Origin of the sequence: Pseudomonas idahonensis, from assembly GCF_037903935.1 — a bacterium.
Taxonomy (GTDB): domain Bacteria; phylum Pseudomonadota; class Gammaproteobacteria; order Pseudomonadales; family Pseudomonadaceae; genus Aquipseudomonas; species Aquipseudomonas danubii.
Genome location: NZ_CP149586.1, coordinates 4392178 through 4408671 on the forward strand (window position 1 = coordinate 4392178; position 16494 = coordinate 4408671).

General features: G+C 63.4%; 19 protein-coding genes. 10 read left to right on the forward strand and 9 right to left on the reverse strand.

What is annotated here, in order from left to right:
• Window positions 1–13: 13 nt before the first annotated feature.
• Window positions 14–304 carry a muconolactone Delta-isomerase gene (catC, locus tag WIN67_RS19780; protein WP_016966965.1) on the reverse strand — a complete coding sequence of 97 codons (291 nt, stop codon included), beginning with the start codon at window positions 302–304 and terminating at the stop codon, window positions 14–16.
• A 10-nt stretch (window positions 305–314) separates the two neighbouring features.
• The gene (locus WIN67_RS19785; protein ID WP_180988469.1) at window positions 315–1463 is read right to left on the reverse strand and encodes a muconate cycloisomerase family protein; all 1149 of its coding nucleotides are present in this window, start codon (window positions 1461–1463) and stop codon (window positions 315–317) included.
• Between the two features lie 125 nt (window positions 1464–1588).
• Between WIN67_RS19785 and WIN67_RS19790 the strand changes: the two genes are divergently transcribed.
• The 4 genes from WIN67_RS19790 (at window position 1589) to WIN67_RS19805 (ending at window position 4219) form a co-directional block, all read left to right on the forward strand.
• Window positions 1589–2497, forward strand: a complete 909-nt coding sequence (locus tag WIN67_RS19790; RefSeq protein ID WP_253085147.1) for a LysR family transcriptional regulator — start codon at window positions 1589–1591, stop codon at window positions 2495–2497.
• A 102-nt stretch (window positions 2498–2599) separates the two neighbouring features.
• Window positions 2600–3100 carry an RDD family protein gene (locus tag WIN67_RS19795; protein WP_123394596.1) on the forward strand — a complete coding sequence of 167 codons (501 nt, stop codon included), beginning with the start codon at window positions 2600–2602 and terminating at the stop codon, window positions 3098–3100.
• A gap of 36 nt (window positions 3101–3136) precedes the next feature.
• Window positions 3137–3472: a DUF6388 family protein gene (locus WIN67_RS19800; protein WP_110596116.1), complete on the forward strand. Its 336-nt coding sequence runs from the start codon at window positions 3137–3139 to the stop codon at window positions 3470–3472.
• A 42-nt stretch (window positions 3473–3514) separates the two neighbouring features.
• Complete coding sequence (locus WIN67_RS19805; RefSeq protein ID WP_110596117.1) at window positions 3515–4219, forward strand: YoaK family protein; 705 nt, start codon at window positions 3515–3517, stop codon at window positions 4217–4219.
• Between the two features lie 12 nt (window positions 4220–4231).
• Here the strand turns inward: WIN67_RS19805 and WIN67_RS19810 are convergent, their stop codons facing one another.
• Window positions 4232–4981 carry an SDR family oxidoreductase gene (locus WIN67_RS19810; protein WP_339069925.1) on the reverse strand — a complete coding sequence of 250 codons (750 nt, stop codon included), beginning with the start codon at window positions 4979–4981 and terminating at the stop codon, window positions 4232–4234.
• A 186-nt stretch (window positions 4982–5167) separates the two neighbouring features.
• On the opposite strand from WIN67_RS19810, the gene tusD reads away from it, so the two are divergent.
• From tusD to WIN67_RS19840, 6 genes are all read left to right on the forward strand, one after another.
• Window positions 5168–5560: a sulfurtransferase complex subunit TusD gene (gene tusD / locus WIN67_RS19815; RefSeq protein ID WP_339071729.1), complete on the forward strand. Its 393-nt coding sequence runs from the start codon at window positions 5168–5170 to the stop codon at window positions 5558–5560.
• 1 nt (window position 5561) lies between these two features.
• Window positions 5562–5924, forward strand: coding sequence for a sulfurtransferase complex subunit TusC (gene tusC / locus WIN67_RS19820; protein WP_123394599.1), 363 nt, complete (start codon window positions 5562–5564; stop codon window positions 5922–5924).
• Complete coding sequence (tusB, locus tag WIN67_RS19825; RefSeq protein WP_115580489.1) at window positions 5924–6220, forward strand: sulfurtransferase complex subunit TusB; 297 nt, start codon at window positions 5924–5926, stop codon at window positions 6218–6220. The genes tusC and tusB overlap by 1 nt, the downstream gene beginning before the upstream one ends.
• Window positions 6217–6552, forward strand: coding sequence for a TusE/DsrC/DsvC family sulfur relay protein (locus WIN67_RS19830; RefSeq protein ID WP_016966956.1), 336 nt, complete (start codon window positions 6217–6219; stop codon window positions 6550–6552). Before tusB ends, WIN67_RS19830 begins: the two co-directional genes overlap by 4 nt.
• Window positions 6549–7550 (forward strand): glycosyl transferase family protein, encoded by a 1002-nt coding sequence (locus WIN67_RS19835; protein WP_339069926.1) that lies wholly within the window; start codon window positions 6549–6551, stop codon window positions 7548–7550. The genes WIN67_RS19830 and WIN67_RS19835 overlap by 4 nt, the downstream gene beginning before the upstream one ends.
• Window positions 7551–7638: 88 nt before the next feature.
• Entirely contained in the window at window positions 7639–8640 is a 1002-nt protein-coding gene (locus WIN67_RS19840; protein ID WP_339069927.1) for a glutathione S-transferase family protein, read from the forward strand.
• Between the two features lie 71 nt (window positions 8641–8711).
• Here WIN67_RS19840 and cysG read toward each other — a convergent pair whose 3' ends face one another.
• The 6 genes from cysG to WIN67_RS19870 all read right to left on the reverse strand — a co-directional run bounded on the left by cysG (window position 8712) and on the right by WIN67_RS19870 (window position 16234).
• Window positions 8712–10106, reverse strand: a complete 1395-nt coding sequence (gene cysG, locus WIN67_RS19845; RefSeq protein ID WP_102881777.1) for a siroheme synthase CysG — start codon at window positions 10104–10106, stop codon at window positions 8712–8714.
• Complete coding sequence (serS, locus tag WIN67_RS19850; protein WP_102881778.1) at window positions 10107–11387, reverse strand: serine--tRNA ligase; 1281 nt, start codon at window positions 11385–11387, stop codon at window positions 10107–10109.
• 16 nt (window positions 11388–11403) lie between these two features.
• Window positions 11404–11778 (reverse strand): fluoride efflux transporter CrcB, encoded by a 375-nt coding sequence (gene crcB, locus WIN67_RS19855; RefSeq protein WP_041119048.1) that lies wholly within the window; start codon window positions 11776–11778, stop codon window positions 11404–11406.
• Window positions 11775–13100, reverse strand: coding sequence for a replication-associated recombination protein A (locus WIN67_RS19860; RefSeq protein ID WP_110596121.1), 1326 nt, complete (start codon window positions 13098–13100; stop codon window positions 11775–11777). Before WIN67_RS19860 ends, crcB begins: the two co-directional genes overlap by 4 nt.
• A 33-nt stretch (window positions 13101–13133) precedes the next feature.
• Window positions 13134–13757: an outer membrane lipoprotein chaperone LolA gene (gene lolA / locus WIN67_RS19865; RefSeq protein ID WP_102881780.1), complete on the reverse strand. Its 624-nt coding sequence runs from the start codon at window positions 13755–13757 to the stop codon at window positions 13134–13136.
• A gap of 68 nt (window positions 13758–13825) precedes the next feature.
• Window positions 13826–16234 (reverse strand): DNA translocase FtsK, encoded by a 2409-nt coding sequence (locus WIN67_RS19870; RefSeq protein WP_339069928.1) that lies wholly within the window; start codon window positions 16232–16234, stop codon window positions 13826–13828.
• Window positions 16235–16494: the final 260 nt, after the last annotated feature.

Here is a 16494-nt window from a genome sequence, read left to right on the forward strand (position 1 = left end):
GGCTGATGCGAACTCAGCGGTCATCCTCATGAATGGACGAAGGATGCCTGCACAGGGCGTTAACTTCGATGGCCATGTACGGGTACAGCGGCAATTGCATCAGGGTGTCGTGCAGTTCCTGCACGCTGTCGACGTCGAACACGCTGTAGTTGGCGTACAGCCCGGCGATGCGCCACAGGTGACGCCACTTGCCTTCGGCCTGCAGGCGCTGGGCCAGGGCCTTTTCCTCGGCTTTCAGTTGCGCGGCGCGCTCGGGGTTCATGTCGACCGGCAGGTTCACGGTCATTTTCACGTGGAATAGCATGCAGCCCTCCTCAGGTGTGATGCAGCACGGGGGTGGTTTTGTCGCGACGGAAGAACGCCAGGCGCTCTTCGTCCAGGCTCAGGCCAAGGCCCGGTGCCCTTGAGACATGCAGGTGGAAATCCCGGTACACCGGCGCCTCGGCGAGGATGTCCTCGGTCAGCAGCAGCGGGCCGAACAGCTCGGTGTCCCAGCTCAGTTTGTTCAAGGTCAGGAAGGCGTGGGCCGAGGCCAGGGTGCCGATGCCGCCTTCGAGCATGGTGCCGCCGTACAGGCCGATGCCCGCTGCCTCGGCAATCGCCGCGGTGCGCAGGGTGGCGCGGGGGCCGCCGTTCTTGGCGATCTTCAGGGCGAACACCGACGCCGCGCCTTCCCGGGCCAGGTTGAAGGCGTCTTCCACGCATTCGATGGATTCATCGGCCATGATCGGCGCCGGGCTGCTGGCATTCAGGCGCACCATGCCGGCGCGGTTGTTGCGGGAAATCGGTTGTTCGATCAGGTCGATGCCGTTGCCGCCGAGGATGCGGCAGGCGCGCAGGGCCACGGCTTCGTCCCAGGCCTGGTTGACGTCGACCCGTACGCTGGCGCGATCGCCCAGGGCCTTCTTGATAGCGATCACGTGGGCCAGGTCGCGGTCCACTTCACCGGCGCCGATCTTCAGCTTGAAGATCCGGTGGCGGCGCAGGTCGAGCATCTTCTCGGCTTCGGCGATGTCCTTGGCCGTGTCGCCGCTGGCCAGGGTCCAGGCCACGGGCAGCGCATCGCGTACCCGGCCGCCCAGCAGTTCGCTGACCGGCAGGCCGAGGCGCTTGCCCTGGGCGTCGAGCAAGGCGCTTTCGATGCCGGACTTGGCGAAGGTGTTGCCGCGGATGCTCTGCTCCAGGCGCAGCATGGCGGCGTTGATGTTGCTGGCGTCCTGGCCGATCAGCAGCGGGGTGAAGAAGCGGTCGATATTGGTCTTGATGCTGTCCGGGCTTTCGTTGCCATAGGCCAGGCCACCGATGGTGGTGGATTCCCCCAGGCCTTCGATGCCGTCGGCGCAGCGCAGGCGGATCAGCACCAGGGTCTGGTTCTGCATGGTGTGCATGGCCAGCTTGTGGGGGCGAATGGTCGGCAGATCGACGATGATCGTTTCGATCGATTCAATGGCAGAAGCGTGCATGTCCATACCCGTCAGGTTCTTGAAGTTCTGCGCTCGATTCTGTCCCGGCTTTTTACGGGGTTCCAATATAGAATTGGTCTGGCTTGATACCTTAAAGGTATGTATTTCTCTACAGGGGAGCTGTCATGGAATTGCGTCATCTGCGCTACTTCCAGGTGCTGGGGGAAACCCTCAATTTCACCCGCGCCGCCGAACGCCTGCACATCGCCCAGCCGCCCTTGAGCCGGCAGATCCAGCAGTTGGAGGACGAGTTGGGGGTGCTGTTACTGGAACGCAGCCGACCGCTGCGCCTGACCGCCGCCGGGCGGTTTTTCTATGAACATTCCAACCGGGTGCTGGAGCAGTTGGGCAAGGTCTGCGACAACACCCGGCGCATTGGCCTGGGCCACAAGACCTGGCTGGGCATCGGTTTTGCCCCCTCGACCCTGTACGGCGTGCTGCCGCAACTGATCCGCCGCCTGCGCAGCAACGAAACCCTGGAGCTGGAACTGGGATTGTCGGAAATGACCACCCTGCAACAGGTGGAAGCCTTGAAGGCGGGGCGCATCGATATCGGCTTCGGGCGGATCCATATCGACGACCCGGCCATCGTGCAGAGGGTGCTGACCGAGGATCGGCTGGTGGTCGCCCTGCCCGCCGGCCATCCCTTGCTGGGACAAGAGGTGAGCCTTGAGCAACTGGCCAACGAGCCCTTCGTGCTGTATCCGGCCAATCCGCGGCCGAGCTACGCCGACCATGTGATCGCGCTGTTCAGTGCCCGCGGCCTGAACCTGAAGATCGCCCAGTGGACCAACGAATTGCAGACCGCCATCGGCCTGGTGGGCGCCGGCATCGGCATCACCCTGGTGCCGGCCTCGGTGCAGGTGCTGCATCGCGACGACATCGGTTTTTGCCCGCTGCAGGAACCCGAGGCCACTTCGCCGATCATCCTCAGCCGCCGGGTCGGCGAGCCGTCGCCGGGGCTCACCCACTGCCTGCACCTGATTGCCCAGTTGCGCAGCGAGATGGGTCGCGAACAGCCCGTGGTCAGCTGACTCGGTGCGGGTGCAGTAGGCCCCCGTCAAAACCACTGCTACACCCCGCCCTGCGGGGATTACACTGCGCCCGATATGATGGAAAAAAGTCTGGAATCGACCATGGAAGTCTCAAGAACCCAACTGATCCTGCGCCGCGCCGCCGCCTTCATGCTCGACCAGGTGCTGGCGCTGGCGGTGTATGTGCTCCTGTCGCTGAGCCTGCACGGGGTGCTGGCGTTGCAGCCGGTCAGACGCTTGCTCGACCTCGAGCAACAGACGGGGCTGGAGCCCTACCTCCATTCAATGCTGTTCATGCTGGTCTGGCCCTTGTACTTCGTGGCCTGGGAGTATTTCTTCAAGGGCCGCACGCCCGGCAAGTGCGCCCTGGGCCTGGTGGTGATCAACGCCGCCGGGACGCCGCCGACGCTGATCCAGGTACTGATCAGAAGCGCCACCCGCCATCTGGAGGCCGCGTTTGCCTTTGTCCCGCTGATGGCCTGTGCGGAATCAAGCCGCTGCCAGCGAATAGGCGATATGCTCGCCCGCACCTACGTGATCCCGCACAAGGATCTGCAGCAGATACGCAGTGAAATGCCAGAACATCCCCTGTCCCGGGCTTGATGCCTGAAGACTGCCCGTTCCCCTCAAGGAGCCCCGATGCCCGCCGATGCCCTGCACCACGAAATAGCCTTGGAAAGATTTCTCGCCGCCCGCCCCGAACTGCGCGAAGCCCTGGACAAGCTCAATCCGCTGGAGGCCCAGGTCAAGGGCGAGACGCCCGAGCAGTACCGCAACGAACGCCTGCATGAAGCCTTTGAAGCCGAAGCCGAGCGCCTGGGGCTGTTCGCCTGGGAGTTGAGCCTGCAACTGACCGCCGCCAGCCCCGAGGAATTCCACGCCCAGCGCCTTGAAGTGCACAGGGAAGTGGCGGAAATGGCCGGCATGCCGTGGGATGAATACTGCGCCCTGCATCCTCTCGATCCACAACCTTGACCCGCACGCGTCCCCCGTAGTCCCTGTTCAGGAGAACCGACGATGTTGCCTTCGACTTCCACCCAATCGGCCAGCGCCGCCCTGCAGCACACGCAGAAATGGCGCGGGCGGGTCGGCCTCGGGCTGGTGGCTTGCCTTTCGGTGCTGGCTGGCATGACCGACGCCATCGGCTTCATGGCCACTGGCGATTTCGTGTCTTTCATGAGCGGCAACACCACGCGCATGGCGGTGGCCATCAGCGATGGCGAGCTGGGCCTGGTGCTGCGCCTGCTGCTGTTGGTGGCGACCTTTATCGTCGGCAACGCCCTGGGCGTGGTGGTCAGCCGCCTGGCCGGGCACCGCGCCCTGCCCTTGCTGCTAAGCATCGGCGCATTGCTCTGCGCGTCCGCCGCCTGGCCCTTCGAGCAGCATCTGCCGGCCCTGCTGGCGGCCATTATCGCCATGGGCATGCTCAATGCGGCAGTGGAGGAAGTGAACGGCCTGCCCATTGGCCTGACCTATGTCACCGGGGCCCTGTCGCGCTTTGGCCGTGGGCTGGGGCGTTGGATGCTCGGTGATCGGCGCAACGGCTGGCGAGTGCAACTGGTGCCTTGGAGCGGGATGTTCGCCGGAGCGGTGCTGGGTGCCCTGCTGGAACAACACCTGGGGCTCAAGGCGCTGTATGTCAGCGGGTTGTTTGCAGCGTTGCTAGGGGTGGCGTCATTGAAGATTCCGCGCCGCTGGCAACTGGGCTACAAGACCCGCTGACCTGTACTTCCATCAGTCGAACAGACCGCCGCTGTCGGTATCGATGACGATAGATGACAGGCTGATGTGCCGCGGCCGGGTCAGGGCGAAGACCACCGCTTCCACCACGTCGCGGTTGGTGCCCTGCTCGCCCTTCTGTCGTGCCGGAACCTGCTGCCAGGCCGGGTCCAGCGGCGAAATGTCCTCCAGATACGGCGGATGCACACACAGCGAGCGCACCGGCGTGCCCTTGAGCACCTGGCGCAGACCGTCGGCCAGGGCCAGTTGCCCGTGCTTGGCCGCGTAGAACGGCAGCGACACGCTGTGCAGGGGTGCATTGGGCAAGCCGCTGATGGAGCCGATGGTGACGATGTCCGGACGCGTGGAGGCCTTGAGCGCCGGCATCAGGCCCTGGGTCAGGAGGAAGGTGCCCGTCAGGGCCGCATCGATCACTCCGGTGACTTCGGCCGCGCTGTGGGGCTGCTCGCTGGCCTCCAACCACATGGCGCCGTTATTGATCAGAATGTCCACCTGGGGCTGGCGCACATGAATCTCCGCCAGGGCCGCCTTGACGCTATCGCTGCTGGCCAGATCCACCACCACACAATCGGCAGCCTGGCCGGTGCGCGTCTCAATGGCCGCACTCACCTGCGCCAGGGCCTCGGCATTGCGCCCACAGAGAATCAGCTTGCAGCCCAGGTCCGCCAGACTGATGGCCAGTGCCGCGCCCAAACCACGACCGGCACCGGTGATCACCACCACCGCCGAATTCAAATCCATCATCCCTTGCTCCTTGTCCTAGGTTGAATGAAGGCGCGAGTCTATCCCTGGTTGCCGCTTCAGGGCCCGGGCAAAGCTTTACCCGATATGTCCTGGGCTCCCGGAGCCAGAGCCTTCGGGGCGAAAGGGGTTTAGCCGATCCACGGAGAAAGCTTTATCATGGCCGCAGTTTTATCCATCGAGTCCGTCATGAAGTTCGCCATCGCCCTGTTCTCCGCCGCTCACGCGCCGTCCTCGCGCCGCGCCCTGCTGTTCGCCCAGGCGGCGCTGGCAGGCGGGCATGAGATTGTCCGGCTGTTTTTCTACCAGGACGGCGTCTACAACGCCGCCAACAGCATCGTCACGCCCCAGGACGAACAGGACCTGCCCCGGGAATGGCGCGAATTTGTCGAGCAGCATCAGCTCGATGGCGTGGTGTGCATCGCCGCGGCCCTGCGTCGGGGTGTGTTGAATGCCGACGAAGCCCAGCGCTATCAGCGCACGGCGGTGAGCGTCGAGGCGCCGTGGGAGCTGTCGGGGCTCGGGCAATTGCATGACGCGGTACAGGCCGCCGACCGCCTGATCTGTTTTGGAGGGGCGTGAGATGGCCAAATCCCTGTTGTTGATCAGCCGTCAGGCGCCCTGGTCCGGCCCTGGTGCCCGGGAGGCCCTGGATATCGTCCTGGCCGGCGGCGCCTTCGACCTGCCGATCGGCCTGCTGTTTCTCGACGATGGCGTGCTGCAACTGGCGCCGGGGCAAAAGGCTTCCTTGCTACGGCAAAAGGACTTGAGCGCCAACCTGCAGGCACTGGCGCTGTTCGGCGTCGACGAACTGTTTGCCTGCAGCGCCAGCCTAGCTGCTCGTGGCCTGGACCCGGCAACCTTGAGCCTTGACGCGGTACAGCTGCTCAACGCCCCGGAACTGGCCGGGATCATCGACCGTTTTGACCAGGTGATTACCCTCTGATGTCGACCTTGCACGTGTTGTCCCACTCGCCCTTCACCGACACCCGCCTGAGCAGTTGCCTGCGTCTGCTGGGCAGCGCCGATGGCCTGCTGCTGTGCGGTGATGCCGCCTATGCCCTGCAGCCGGGCACCACTCTTTACGGCGAACTGGGCGCCCGCAGCGGCTTGAAGCTGTATGTGCTGGAAGAGGACTTGCAAGCCCGGGGCCTGGAGCTGCCGACCTGGGCCCGTGCGGTGGATTACCCGGGCTTCGTCGAGCTGTCGATTGAGCATGACAAGGTCAACACCTGGCTATGAGTACCCTGACTGTGGGCGCTCGCGCCATCGAACTGGACAAGGACGGTTACCTGGTCAACCTCGACGACTGGTCCGCCGACGTGGCCCAAGCCCTGGCCGCCAACGAAGAGCTGGAGCTGAGCGCGGAGCATTGGGAAATCCTCGAACTGCTGCAGGGCTTCTACAAGGAGTTCCAGTTGTCGCCGGCCACCCGCCCGCTGATCAAGTACACCGCCCTCAAGCTGGGCCCGGACAAGGGCAACAGCCTGCACCTGAACCGTCTGTTCAAAGGCACTCCCGCCAAACTTGCCGCCAAGCTGGCGGGCCTGCCGAAGCCGACCAATTGCCTATGAACGATTTCGCCCCCCTGATCACCCAGACCCCGCAAGAGCACCCGTTCGCCCAGTTCGTGCGCATTCTGGGCAAGGGCAAGCGCGGCGCGCGCAACCTGACCCGCGAAGAAGCCCGGGAAGCCATGGGCATGCTGCTGGACGGCAAGGTCGAGGACACTCAGCTCGGCGCCTTCCTCATGCTGCTGCGGCACAAGGAAGAAAGCCCGGAAGAGCTGGCGGGCTTCACCGAGGCCTTGCGCGAACGCCTCAACACCCCGGCCATTGCCCTGGACCTCGACTGGCCGACCTACGCCGGCAAAAAGCGCCACCTGCCCTGGTACCTGCTGGCGGCCAAGTGCCTGGCGCAGAACGGCGTGCGCATCCTGCTGCACGGCGGCGGCGCCCACACCGCCGGGCGCCTGTACACCGAACAGTTGCTGGAGCCCCTGGGGATCCCCCTGTGCCGTGACTGGTCATCGGTCAGCCAGGCACTGGACCAGGGCAACCTGGCCTTCATGCCGCTAGGCGACTGGGCGCCCCAGCTGCAACGGATGATCGATTTGCGCAACATCCTCGGCCTGCGCTCACCGATCCATTCCCTGGCGCGCATTCTCAATCCCCTGGGCGCCCGTTGCGGCCTGCAGAGCATCTTCCACCCCGGCTACCAGGCAGTGCACCGCGATGCCAGCGGCCTGCTGGGGGACAACGTCATCGTGATCAAGGGCGACGGCGGCGAGATCGAGATCAACCCGGATACCACCAGCCATCTGTACGGCAGCACCGGTGGCGTCAGCTGGGACGAAGAGTGGCCGGCATTGTCGGCACAACGCCATGTGAAGCCGGCCAGCCTGGAACCCGAGCACCTCCTGGCGCTGTGGCGCGGTGATGTTGAAGACAGTTACCCGCAACTGGCCCTACTGGCGACCATGGCCCTGGCCTTGCGCGGTTTGGGCACGCCGCGGGAGCAGGCCTTCGCGCTGGCCCAGCAGTATTGGGATGCCCGGGACAGATCGATTTAATCGATCAAAACCGCCCACGCTTTGCGCTTTTTGTTCGAACCCAGCGGCATAGACTGCACTCCAACGCGAAATAGCTGAGGAGCATTCAATGGGACTGCTGATCGATGGACGCTGGCATGACCAGTGGTACGAAAGCGGCAAGGACGGCGCCTTCCAACGGGAACAGGCGCAACGCCGCCACTGGGTGACCGCCGATGGCAGTCCCGGCCCCAGTGGCGAAGGCGGCTTTGCCGCCGAGGCCGGGCGCTACCACCTTTATGTATCGTTGGCCTGCCCCTGGGCCCACCGCACGCTGATCCTGCGCAAACTCAAGGGCCTGGAACCGCTGATCGACGTCTCGGTGGTCAGTTGGCTGATGCGCGAGAACGGCTGGACCTTCGACAGCGCCTTCGGCTCCAGCGGTGATGCTCTGGATCACTTCGACTTCATGCACCAGCGTTATACCGCCGACAGCGCCGACTACACCGGTCGCGTCACCGTGCCGGTGCTGTGGGACAAGCAGCAACAGCGCATCGTCAGCAACGAATCGGCGGAGATCATCCGCATGTTCAACAGCGCCTTTGACGGCCTGACCGGCAATGACCTGGATTTTTATCCGCAGCCATTGCGCGCACGCATCGATGAACTCAACGCACGCATCTACCCCGCGCTGAACAACGGCGTGTACCGCGCCGGGTTTGCCACTTCACAACAAGCCTATGAGACGGCATTCGATGATGTCTTTGCCGAGCTGGACGCCTTGGAGGCGTTGCTGGACAAGCAGCGCTACTTGGCCGGCGAGTACCTGACCGAAGCCGATGTGCGGCTGTTCACCACGCTGATCCGTTTCGATGCGGTGTACCACGGCCACTTCAAGTGCAACCTGCGGCGGATTGCCGATTACCCGAACCTGTCGAACTGGCTGCGGGAGTTTTACCAGTGGCCGGGGATTGCCGAGACGGTGAATTTTGCCCATATCAAGGGGCACTACTACGCCAGCCATAGCACCATCAATCCGACCGGGATCGTGCCAAAGGGGCCGTTACAGGACTTCAGCAGCGCACATGATCGGCAACGGTTGAGCGGACAAGGGGTTTGGTGCAGGGGTTGAGAACGCTTTCGCTGGCAAGCCAGCTCCTACAACGGTGGGATGTGTAGGAGCCGGCTTGCCGGCGAAGCTTTTCAGACCTCGGACTGAGCGCCTTCGAACCAGGCCAGCTTCTCGCGTAGCTGGACCACTTCGCCAACGATCACAAGGGTCGGCGCGTGCACTTCGTGCTCCGCCACCAGCGTCGGCAGGTTGGCCAGGGTGCCGGTGAAGACTCGCTGGTTGCTGGTGGTGCCCTGCTGAACCAGGGCCGCCGGCGTGTCGGCGCTGCGCCCGTGCTTGATCAGTTGCTCGCAGATGGTCGGCAAACCCACCAGGCCCATGTAGAACACCAGGGTCTGGGCCGGTGCCACCAGGTCGCTCCAAGGCAGGTTGCTGGTGCCGTCCTTGAGGTGACCGGTGACGAAGCGCACCGACTGCGCGTAGTCGCGGTGAGTCAGGGGAATCCCGGCATAGGCCGAGCAACCACTGGCCGCGGTAATCCCCGGCACCACCTGGAATGGAATGCCGTGGGCCGCCAGTTCTTCGATCTCTTCGCCGCCACGACCAAAGATGAATGGATCGCCACCCTTGAGCCGCACCACGCGCTTGCCTTGCCGGGCCAGGTTCACCAGTTGCTGGTTGATCTGCTCCTGAGGCACGGCATGATTGGCGCGGCGCTTGCCAACGTAGATGCGCTCGGCATCGCGGCGGCACAGGTCGAGAATCGCCGGTGCCACCAGACGGTCGTAGAGCACCACGTCGGCCTGTTGCATCAGGCGCAGGGCGCGAAAGGTCAGCAGGTCCGGATCACCCGGGCCCGCACCCACCAGATACACCTCGCCCGGCGCATGGGGCGCCTTGCCGGCAATCTTGGCCTGCAACAGACGTTCGGCTTCCGCACCCTGCCCCGCCAGTTGGCGATCGGCGATAGGACCCTGGAATACGTCCTCCCAGAACGCACGGCGCTGCTGCACATCCGGAAACAGGCCTTTGACCTGGGCCCGAAAACGCGCCGCCAACCCGGCCAATTGGCCGTAGGTGGAAGGAATCCAGGTTTCCAGCTTGGCCCGGATCAACCGCGCCAGCACCGGTGCATCGCCGCCGCTGGAGACCGCGATGACCAGCGGCGAACGGTCGACGATAGCGGGAAAGATCACGCTGCACAGGGCCGGCGCGTCCACCACATTGACCGGGACGCAACGCCGATGGGCATCGGCGGAAACCTGGGCATTGAGGGATTCGTCGTCGGTGGCGGCGATGATCAGGGTGCAGCCGTCGAGGTCGGCCTCGACATACCCGCGCAGCAGGGACTCACCGCCGCTGGCGACGATCAGTTCCTGCAATTGCGCTTCTATTTCAGGTGCGACCACTCGCAGCTGCGCACCGGCATCGGCCAGCAGACGGGATTTGCGCAAGGCAATCTCCCCTCCACCGACCACCAACACACGACTGCCGCGAAGGTTGTGAAACAGCGGCAGATATTCCATTTAGCCGATGACCTCAAGGCCGCCCATGTAAGGCTTCAGCACGTCCGGCACACGGATCGAGCCGTCGGCCTGCTGGTAGTTCTCCAGCACCGCCACCAGGGTGCGGCCCACGGCCAGGCCGGAACCGTTGAGGGTGTGCACCAGCTCCGGCTTGCCGGTTTCCGGGTTGCGGAAGCGTGCCTGCATGCGCCGGGCCTGGAAGTCGCCGCAGTTGGAGCACGAGGAGATCTCGCGGTACTTGTCCTGGCTCGGCACCCAGACTTCCAGGTCGTAGGTCTTGACCGCGCTGAAGCCCATATCGCCAGTGCACAGGGCCAGTACGCGGTACGGCAGTTGCAGCAGTTGCAGGACCTTTTCGGCGTTGGCGGTCAGGCCTTCCAGGGCTTCCATCGAAGTCGACGGCTCGACCACCTGGACCATCTCGACCTTGTCGAACTGGTGCTGGCGGATCATGCCGCGGGTGTCGCGGCCCGAAGCACCGGCTTCACTGCGGAAGCACGGGGTGTGGGCGACGAACTTCAGCGGCAGTTGCTTCGGATCGAGGATCTCACCGGCCACGATGTTGGTCAGCGACACTTCGGCGGTCGGGATCAGGTACAGATCGGCTTCGCCTTCGCGAGTGATCTTGAACAGGTCTTCCTCGAACTTCGGCAACTGGCTGGTGCCCACCAGGGCCGGAGCCTGCACCAGATACGGGGTGTAGGCCTCTTCGTAGCCGTGCTCGCCGGTGTGCAGGTTGATCATGAACTGCGCCAGGGCGCGGTGCAGACGGGCGATAGGGCCGCGCAACAGGGCGAAGCGCGCGCCGGACAGCTTGGCCGCGGTTTCAAAATCCAGCCAGCCGTGGGTTTCGCCCAGGGCCACGTGGTCCTTGATCGGGAAGTCGAAGGTGGTCGGGGTGCCCCAGCGGCGCACTTCAACGTTGCCGTCTTCGTCTTCGCCGACCGGCACCGATTCGTGAGGCAGGTTGGGAATGCCGAACAGGATCGAATCCAGTTCGCTCTGGATGTTTTCCAGCTCCACCTTGCCGGTGCTCAGCTCGTTCCCCATGCGCTCAACGTCGGCCATCAGCGGGGCGATGTCTTCGCCGCGTTGCTTGGCCTGGCCGATGGACTTGGAGCGCGCGTTACGTTCAGCCTGCAGTTGCTCGGTGCGGGTCTGCACGGTCTTGCGCTGTTCTTCCAGCGCTTCGATGCGTGCCACATCCAGGGCAAAGCCCCGGGATGCCAGACGATCCGCTACGTCCTGGAGGTTGCTACGTAACAGTTTGGAATCGAGCATGTCGTTCTCTCGTTTATCAAAGTTTGGTCAAGGACAGGCCGGCCCAGGTAGCAAGCAGCCCGCCGAATACGCTCAGTGCCGCATAGCCCAGGGCCAGCGCCACTTGTCCGCTTTCCAGCAGACGCACGGTATCCAGTGAAAAGGATGAAAAAGTCGTCAGGCCACCGAGGAAGCCCACTATCAAACCGGCACGCACTTCGATCGGCACTTCCGGACGGACCAGGAACAGTCCGTACAACACGCCGATCAGCAGGCAGCCCACGATATTAACGGCCAGCGTCGCGGTATAGAAGTGCCGCGGCCAATTGGCGTTGATCCAGTTGCCCGTGGTGAAGCGCAACAGGGTACCGGCCACGCCGCCGGCGGAAACTGCGAGGATCAGGGGGATCAAGGTTTTCTCCGCTGCAGGGGGCTGGCCCGGTCCAGGGCGGCCAGGTGCTTGAGCTTCTCGCCGATCTTCAGTTCCAGGCCACGGGGCACCGGCTGGTAGAGCGGCAAGGGTTCGAGTTCTTCGGGAAAGTAATCTTCACCGGCGGCGTAGGCATCCGGCTCGTCGTGGGCGTAGCGGTACTCGTCGCCGTAACCCAACTGCTTCATCAGCTTGGTCGGGGCGTTGCGCAGATGGATCGGCACTTCCAGGGAACCGTGCTCGGCAGCGGCGCGCATGGCGGCCTTGAAGCCCATGTACACGGCGTTGCTTTTCGGCGCGCAGGCCAGGTAGGTAATGGCCTGGGCCACCGCCAGCTCGCCTTCGGGGCTGCCCAGGCGCTCCTGCACATCCCAGGCCGCCAGGCACAGGCTCAGCGCCCGCGGGTCGGCGTTGCCGATGTCTTCGCTGGCCATGCGCACCACGCGCCGGGCCAGGTACAGCGGGTCGCAACCGCCATCAAGCATGCGTGCAAACCAATACAGGGCGCCGTCGGGGTTGGAGCCGCGCACGGATTTGTGCAACGCGGAAATCTGGTCATAGAACGCCTCGCCGCCCTTGTCGAAACGGCGGCGGGTATCCCCTAACAGGCTTTGCAACAGATCGACACTGATCTCGCCGCCGTCTTCGGCCAGGTCCGAGGCGTTCTCCAGCAGATTGAGCATGCGCCGGCCATCGCCATCGGCCGCCGACAGCAGCATCTGGAAACCTTCGTCGCTCAGGCGCAACTGGCGCTTGCCCAGACCGCGTTCTTCGGTCAGGGCGCGCTGTACCAGGGTGCCCAGGGCCGCTTCATCCAGGCTCTTGAGCACATAGACCCGGGCCCGGGAGAGCAAGGCGTTGTTGAGTTCGAAGGACGGGTTTTCCGTGGTGGCACCGATAAAGATCAGCGTGCCGTCTTCCACGTAGGGCAGGAAGGCATCCTGCTGGGACTTGTTGAAACGATGCACTTCATCGACGAAAAGGATGGTCCGCCGCCCGTATTGCCCGGCCTGCTGCTTGGCGATTTCCACCGCCTGGCGGATCTCCTTGACCCCGGCCAGCACCGCCGAGACGGTTTCGAAGTGGGCATCCGAGACTTCCGCCAGCAGCCGCGCCAGGGTGGTCTTACCCACTCCCGGAGGGCCCCAGAAGATCATCGAATGCAGGGCACCCTGCTCCAAGGCCTCACGCAGCGGCTTGCCCCGAGCCAGCAGGTGCTGCTGACCGACGTACTCGTCCAGGTTGGTCGCACGCAAGCGTGCGGCCAGTGGCTGGGCGATCGGGGCACTACGAAACAGGTCCATGGACTACCTTCGAAACCTTGCGGTTGCGGCTGCTTACTCTTGGATCACATCGGCACCCTTGGGGATGTCGAACTTGAACTTGGACGCCGGGATCGCTTCGTTGGCCTTGACCCCGGTGAACAGGATATTGGTGCGCTGGCCGACGCTGTCGATCAACTGCATGTCGTTGATCATGCCGTTGCGAAACGACAGGCGCAGGCTGTCGAACAGGGTGTCGCGGGTTTTCGGCTTGAGGGTGAAGTCCATCACGCCACCGGCCTCCTTGGAGGTGATGTCAAAGCTTTCGCTGATCTTCGACACGTCACCGGACAGCAGCAAGGCTGGGGTCTGGGTCAGGCGCTGGTCGAGCTTCTTGATGGTCACCTGCTCCAGGTCCGGGTCCCACAGGGAAACTTTCTGGCCATCGGAAACCATCAACTGTTCTTGTGGCGCATCGGTGTGCCAGTAGAACAGGCCTGGGCGCTGCAGGGACATCTCGCCGGCGGTTTCCTGCAACTGGGTGCCGCTGCCGTCCAGGGTCAGCTGGGAAAAACGCGCGGTCAGGGTCTGGGACTTTTCCAGCAACTGGGTCAGGCGGGCCACATCTTTGGGGTCGGCGTGGGCCGACAGGGAGGTCACAGCCAGTACCGGCAGCAGCAACATGCGAATCAGGCGCATGGAATTCCTCATAAATTGGATGGGTATGCGAGCGGCGTGGCCTCACGCCGCTGAAAACGAAACAGGGATCAGTCGCGCATCGGGCCCGGCGCCAGCACTTCGCGGGAGCCGTTGGTGTTCATCGCCGTCACCACCCCGGCCATTTCCATGGCCTCGATCATTCGGGCAGCGCGGTTGTAGCCAATCTTCAGCTTGCGCTGTACCGCCGAGATCGAGGCCCGGCGGCTTTCCAGGACGAACTGCACGGCTTCGTCGTAGAGCGCGTCGGCTTCCGGATCATCGCCGTCGCCACCGCCGCTACTGCCTTCGAAACCGCTGCCCGCCTCTTCGACACCGTTGAGGATGTCGTCGTTGTATTCCGGCGCGCCGCGCAGTTTCCAGGCCTCCACCACGCGGTGCACTTCATCGTCGGAGACGAAGGCGCCGTGGACGCGAATCGGCAGGCTGGTGCCCGGCGGCATGTAGAGCATGTCACCGTGGCCCAGCAGTTGTTCGGCGCCGCCCTGGTCGATGATGGTCCGCGAGTCGATCTTGCTCGACACCTGGAACGCCATGCGGGTCGGGATGTTGGCCTTGATCAGGCCAGTGATCACGTCCACCGACGGCCGCTGGGTCGCGAGAATCAGGTGGATACCGGCAGCACGGGCCTTCTGAGCGATACGAGCGATCAGTTCTTCGACCTTCTTGCCGACGATCATCATCATGTCGGCAAATTCGTCCACCACCACCACGATGGTCGGCAACTTGGTCAGCAGCGGCGCTTCGTCGTGGATGCTTTCGCGGTTGTACAGCGGGTCAGCCAGCGGCGTACCGGCTTCAATGGCTTCCTTGACCTTGGCGTTGAAGCCCGAGAGGTTGCGCACGCCCATCTTGGCCATGAGCTTGTAGCGGCGCTCCATCTCCGCCACGCTCCAACGCAGGGCGTTGGCCGCGTCCTTCATGTCGGTGACCACCGGGCACAGCAGGTGCGGAATGCCTTCGTAGATCGACAGCTCGAGCATCTTCGGGTCGATCATGATCAGCTTGGCGTCTTCCGGGCCGGACTTGAACAGGATCGACAGGATCATCGCGTTGACCCCCACCGACTTACCGGAACCGGTGGTACCGGCCACCAGCAGGTGAGGCATTTTCGCCAGGTCGGTGATGATCGGCTTGCCGCCGATGTCGTGACCCAGGGCCAGGGTGACCGGGGATTTGAAGTTGTCGTATTCCGGGGTCGAGAGCACTTCGGAGAAGCGCACGATCTGCCGGTCTTCGTTGGGGATCTCGATGCCCACGGTGGTCTTGCCGGGAATCACTTCCACCACGCGCACACTGGTCACCGCCAGGGAACGCGCCAGGTCCTTGGCCAGGTTGGCGATACGGCTGACCTTGACCCCAGCCGCCGGCTGGATTTCGTAACGGGTAATCACTGGGCCGGGATGGATGGAATCCACCGCAACTTCGACGCCGAACTCCTTGAGCTTGATTTCCAGCAGATGGCCGACGGCCGCCAGGGATTCGGGGGAGTAATTGAGCTGTTTCTTTTCCGCCGGATCGAGGATCGAGATCGGCGGCAAGGTGCCTTCCACCGCGCTGTCGACGAACAGCGGTGCCTGCTTCTCTTTCTGCACGCGCTTGCTCGGCTCCGGCGCCTTGGTGACCACTGGAGTGATCACCGGTGGCACCTGCTTCTCGCGGTCGGACATGTGCTTGCTCAAGGCCTGTTCGCGCTCGATAAGACGCTCCTTGACCTTGGCCTGCTCGCGCTTGTCGGCAATGCTCGGGGACACCACCTCATCGACCCGGGCATCCACTTCGCGCAATTGCGCCACCAGTTGCTTGCGCTCGACGCGAGCATCCCACCAACGATTGGCGGCGCTCTGGAACAGTTCGAACAGGTCAAGTGTGATCTTGCCTGTGACGTCCATCACCTTGAACCACGACAGGTCGGTGAACACCGTCAGGCCGAACAGGAACAGGGCAATGAACATCAGGGTACTGCCCTGCACGTTCAGTGCATTCTTGGCCAGGTCGCCCAGGCTCTCGCCCAGAGCACCACCGGCACCGGCCGGCAGGCCCGTGGCAGCATGGAAGTGAATATGTGCCAAGGCAGCGCCGGACAGCACCAGGAACACCAGGCCAATCAGCCGCCAGGAAAACAGCCAGCCGCTCCACTGCCAGGGTTCATGGCGCTGGCGGAAGATCTGGTAAGTCTTGATCGCCAACAGCAACGGGAAGATATAGGCGAAGTAACCCAACACCATAAACAGGATATCGGCGCTGTAAGAGCCTGCGGGACCGCCGAAGTTCTGCACATCTTCGATCTTGCTGTTATGACTCCAACCCGGATCATCTTTACCGTAGGTCAGAAGTGCCATCATCAAGAACAGGCACAGGGCTCCAATGGCGATCAATGCACCTTCCTTGAGCCGGTAGTGCAATTGCTGACGCCAGAGCGGAACAACAGGTTTAGGTGCTGCGGTGGATTTCTTCAAAACGCGTCTTTTCCTGCGCCATAAGCGCGTCCAACGGGTGATTGACTACAAGATACTGCTCAATCAGAGCAGGTAAATAAAGTTGACCGGCGTAACTGGGGCTACTTTTAACACTCTGCCCCTTGCTTCTGAAACGGTGCAATTCTGAATAAGCCTGGTACATCGTCGTATTGTACGGGTTTGTTCACACCATGCCACGTCAGAACAGTCTGTTAAGCATAGCCAATTGCGTAATACGCACTGTTCAATTGGAGCATGCA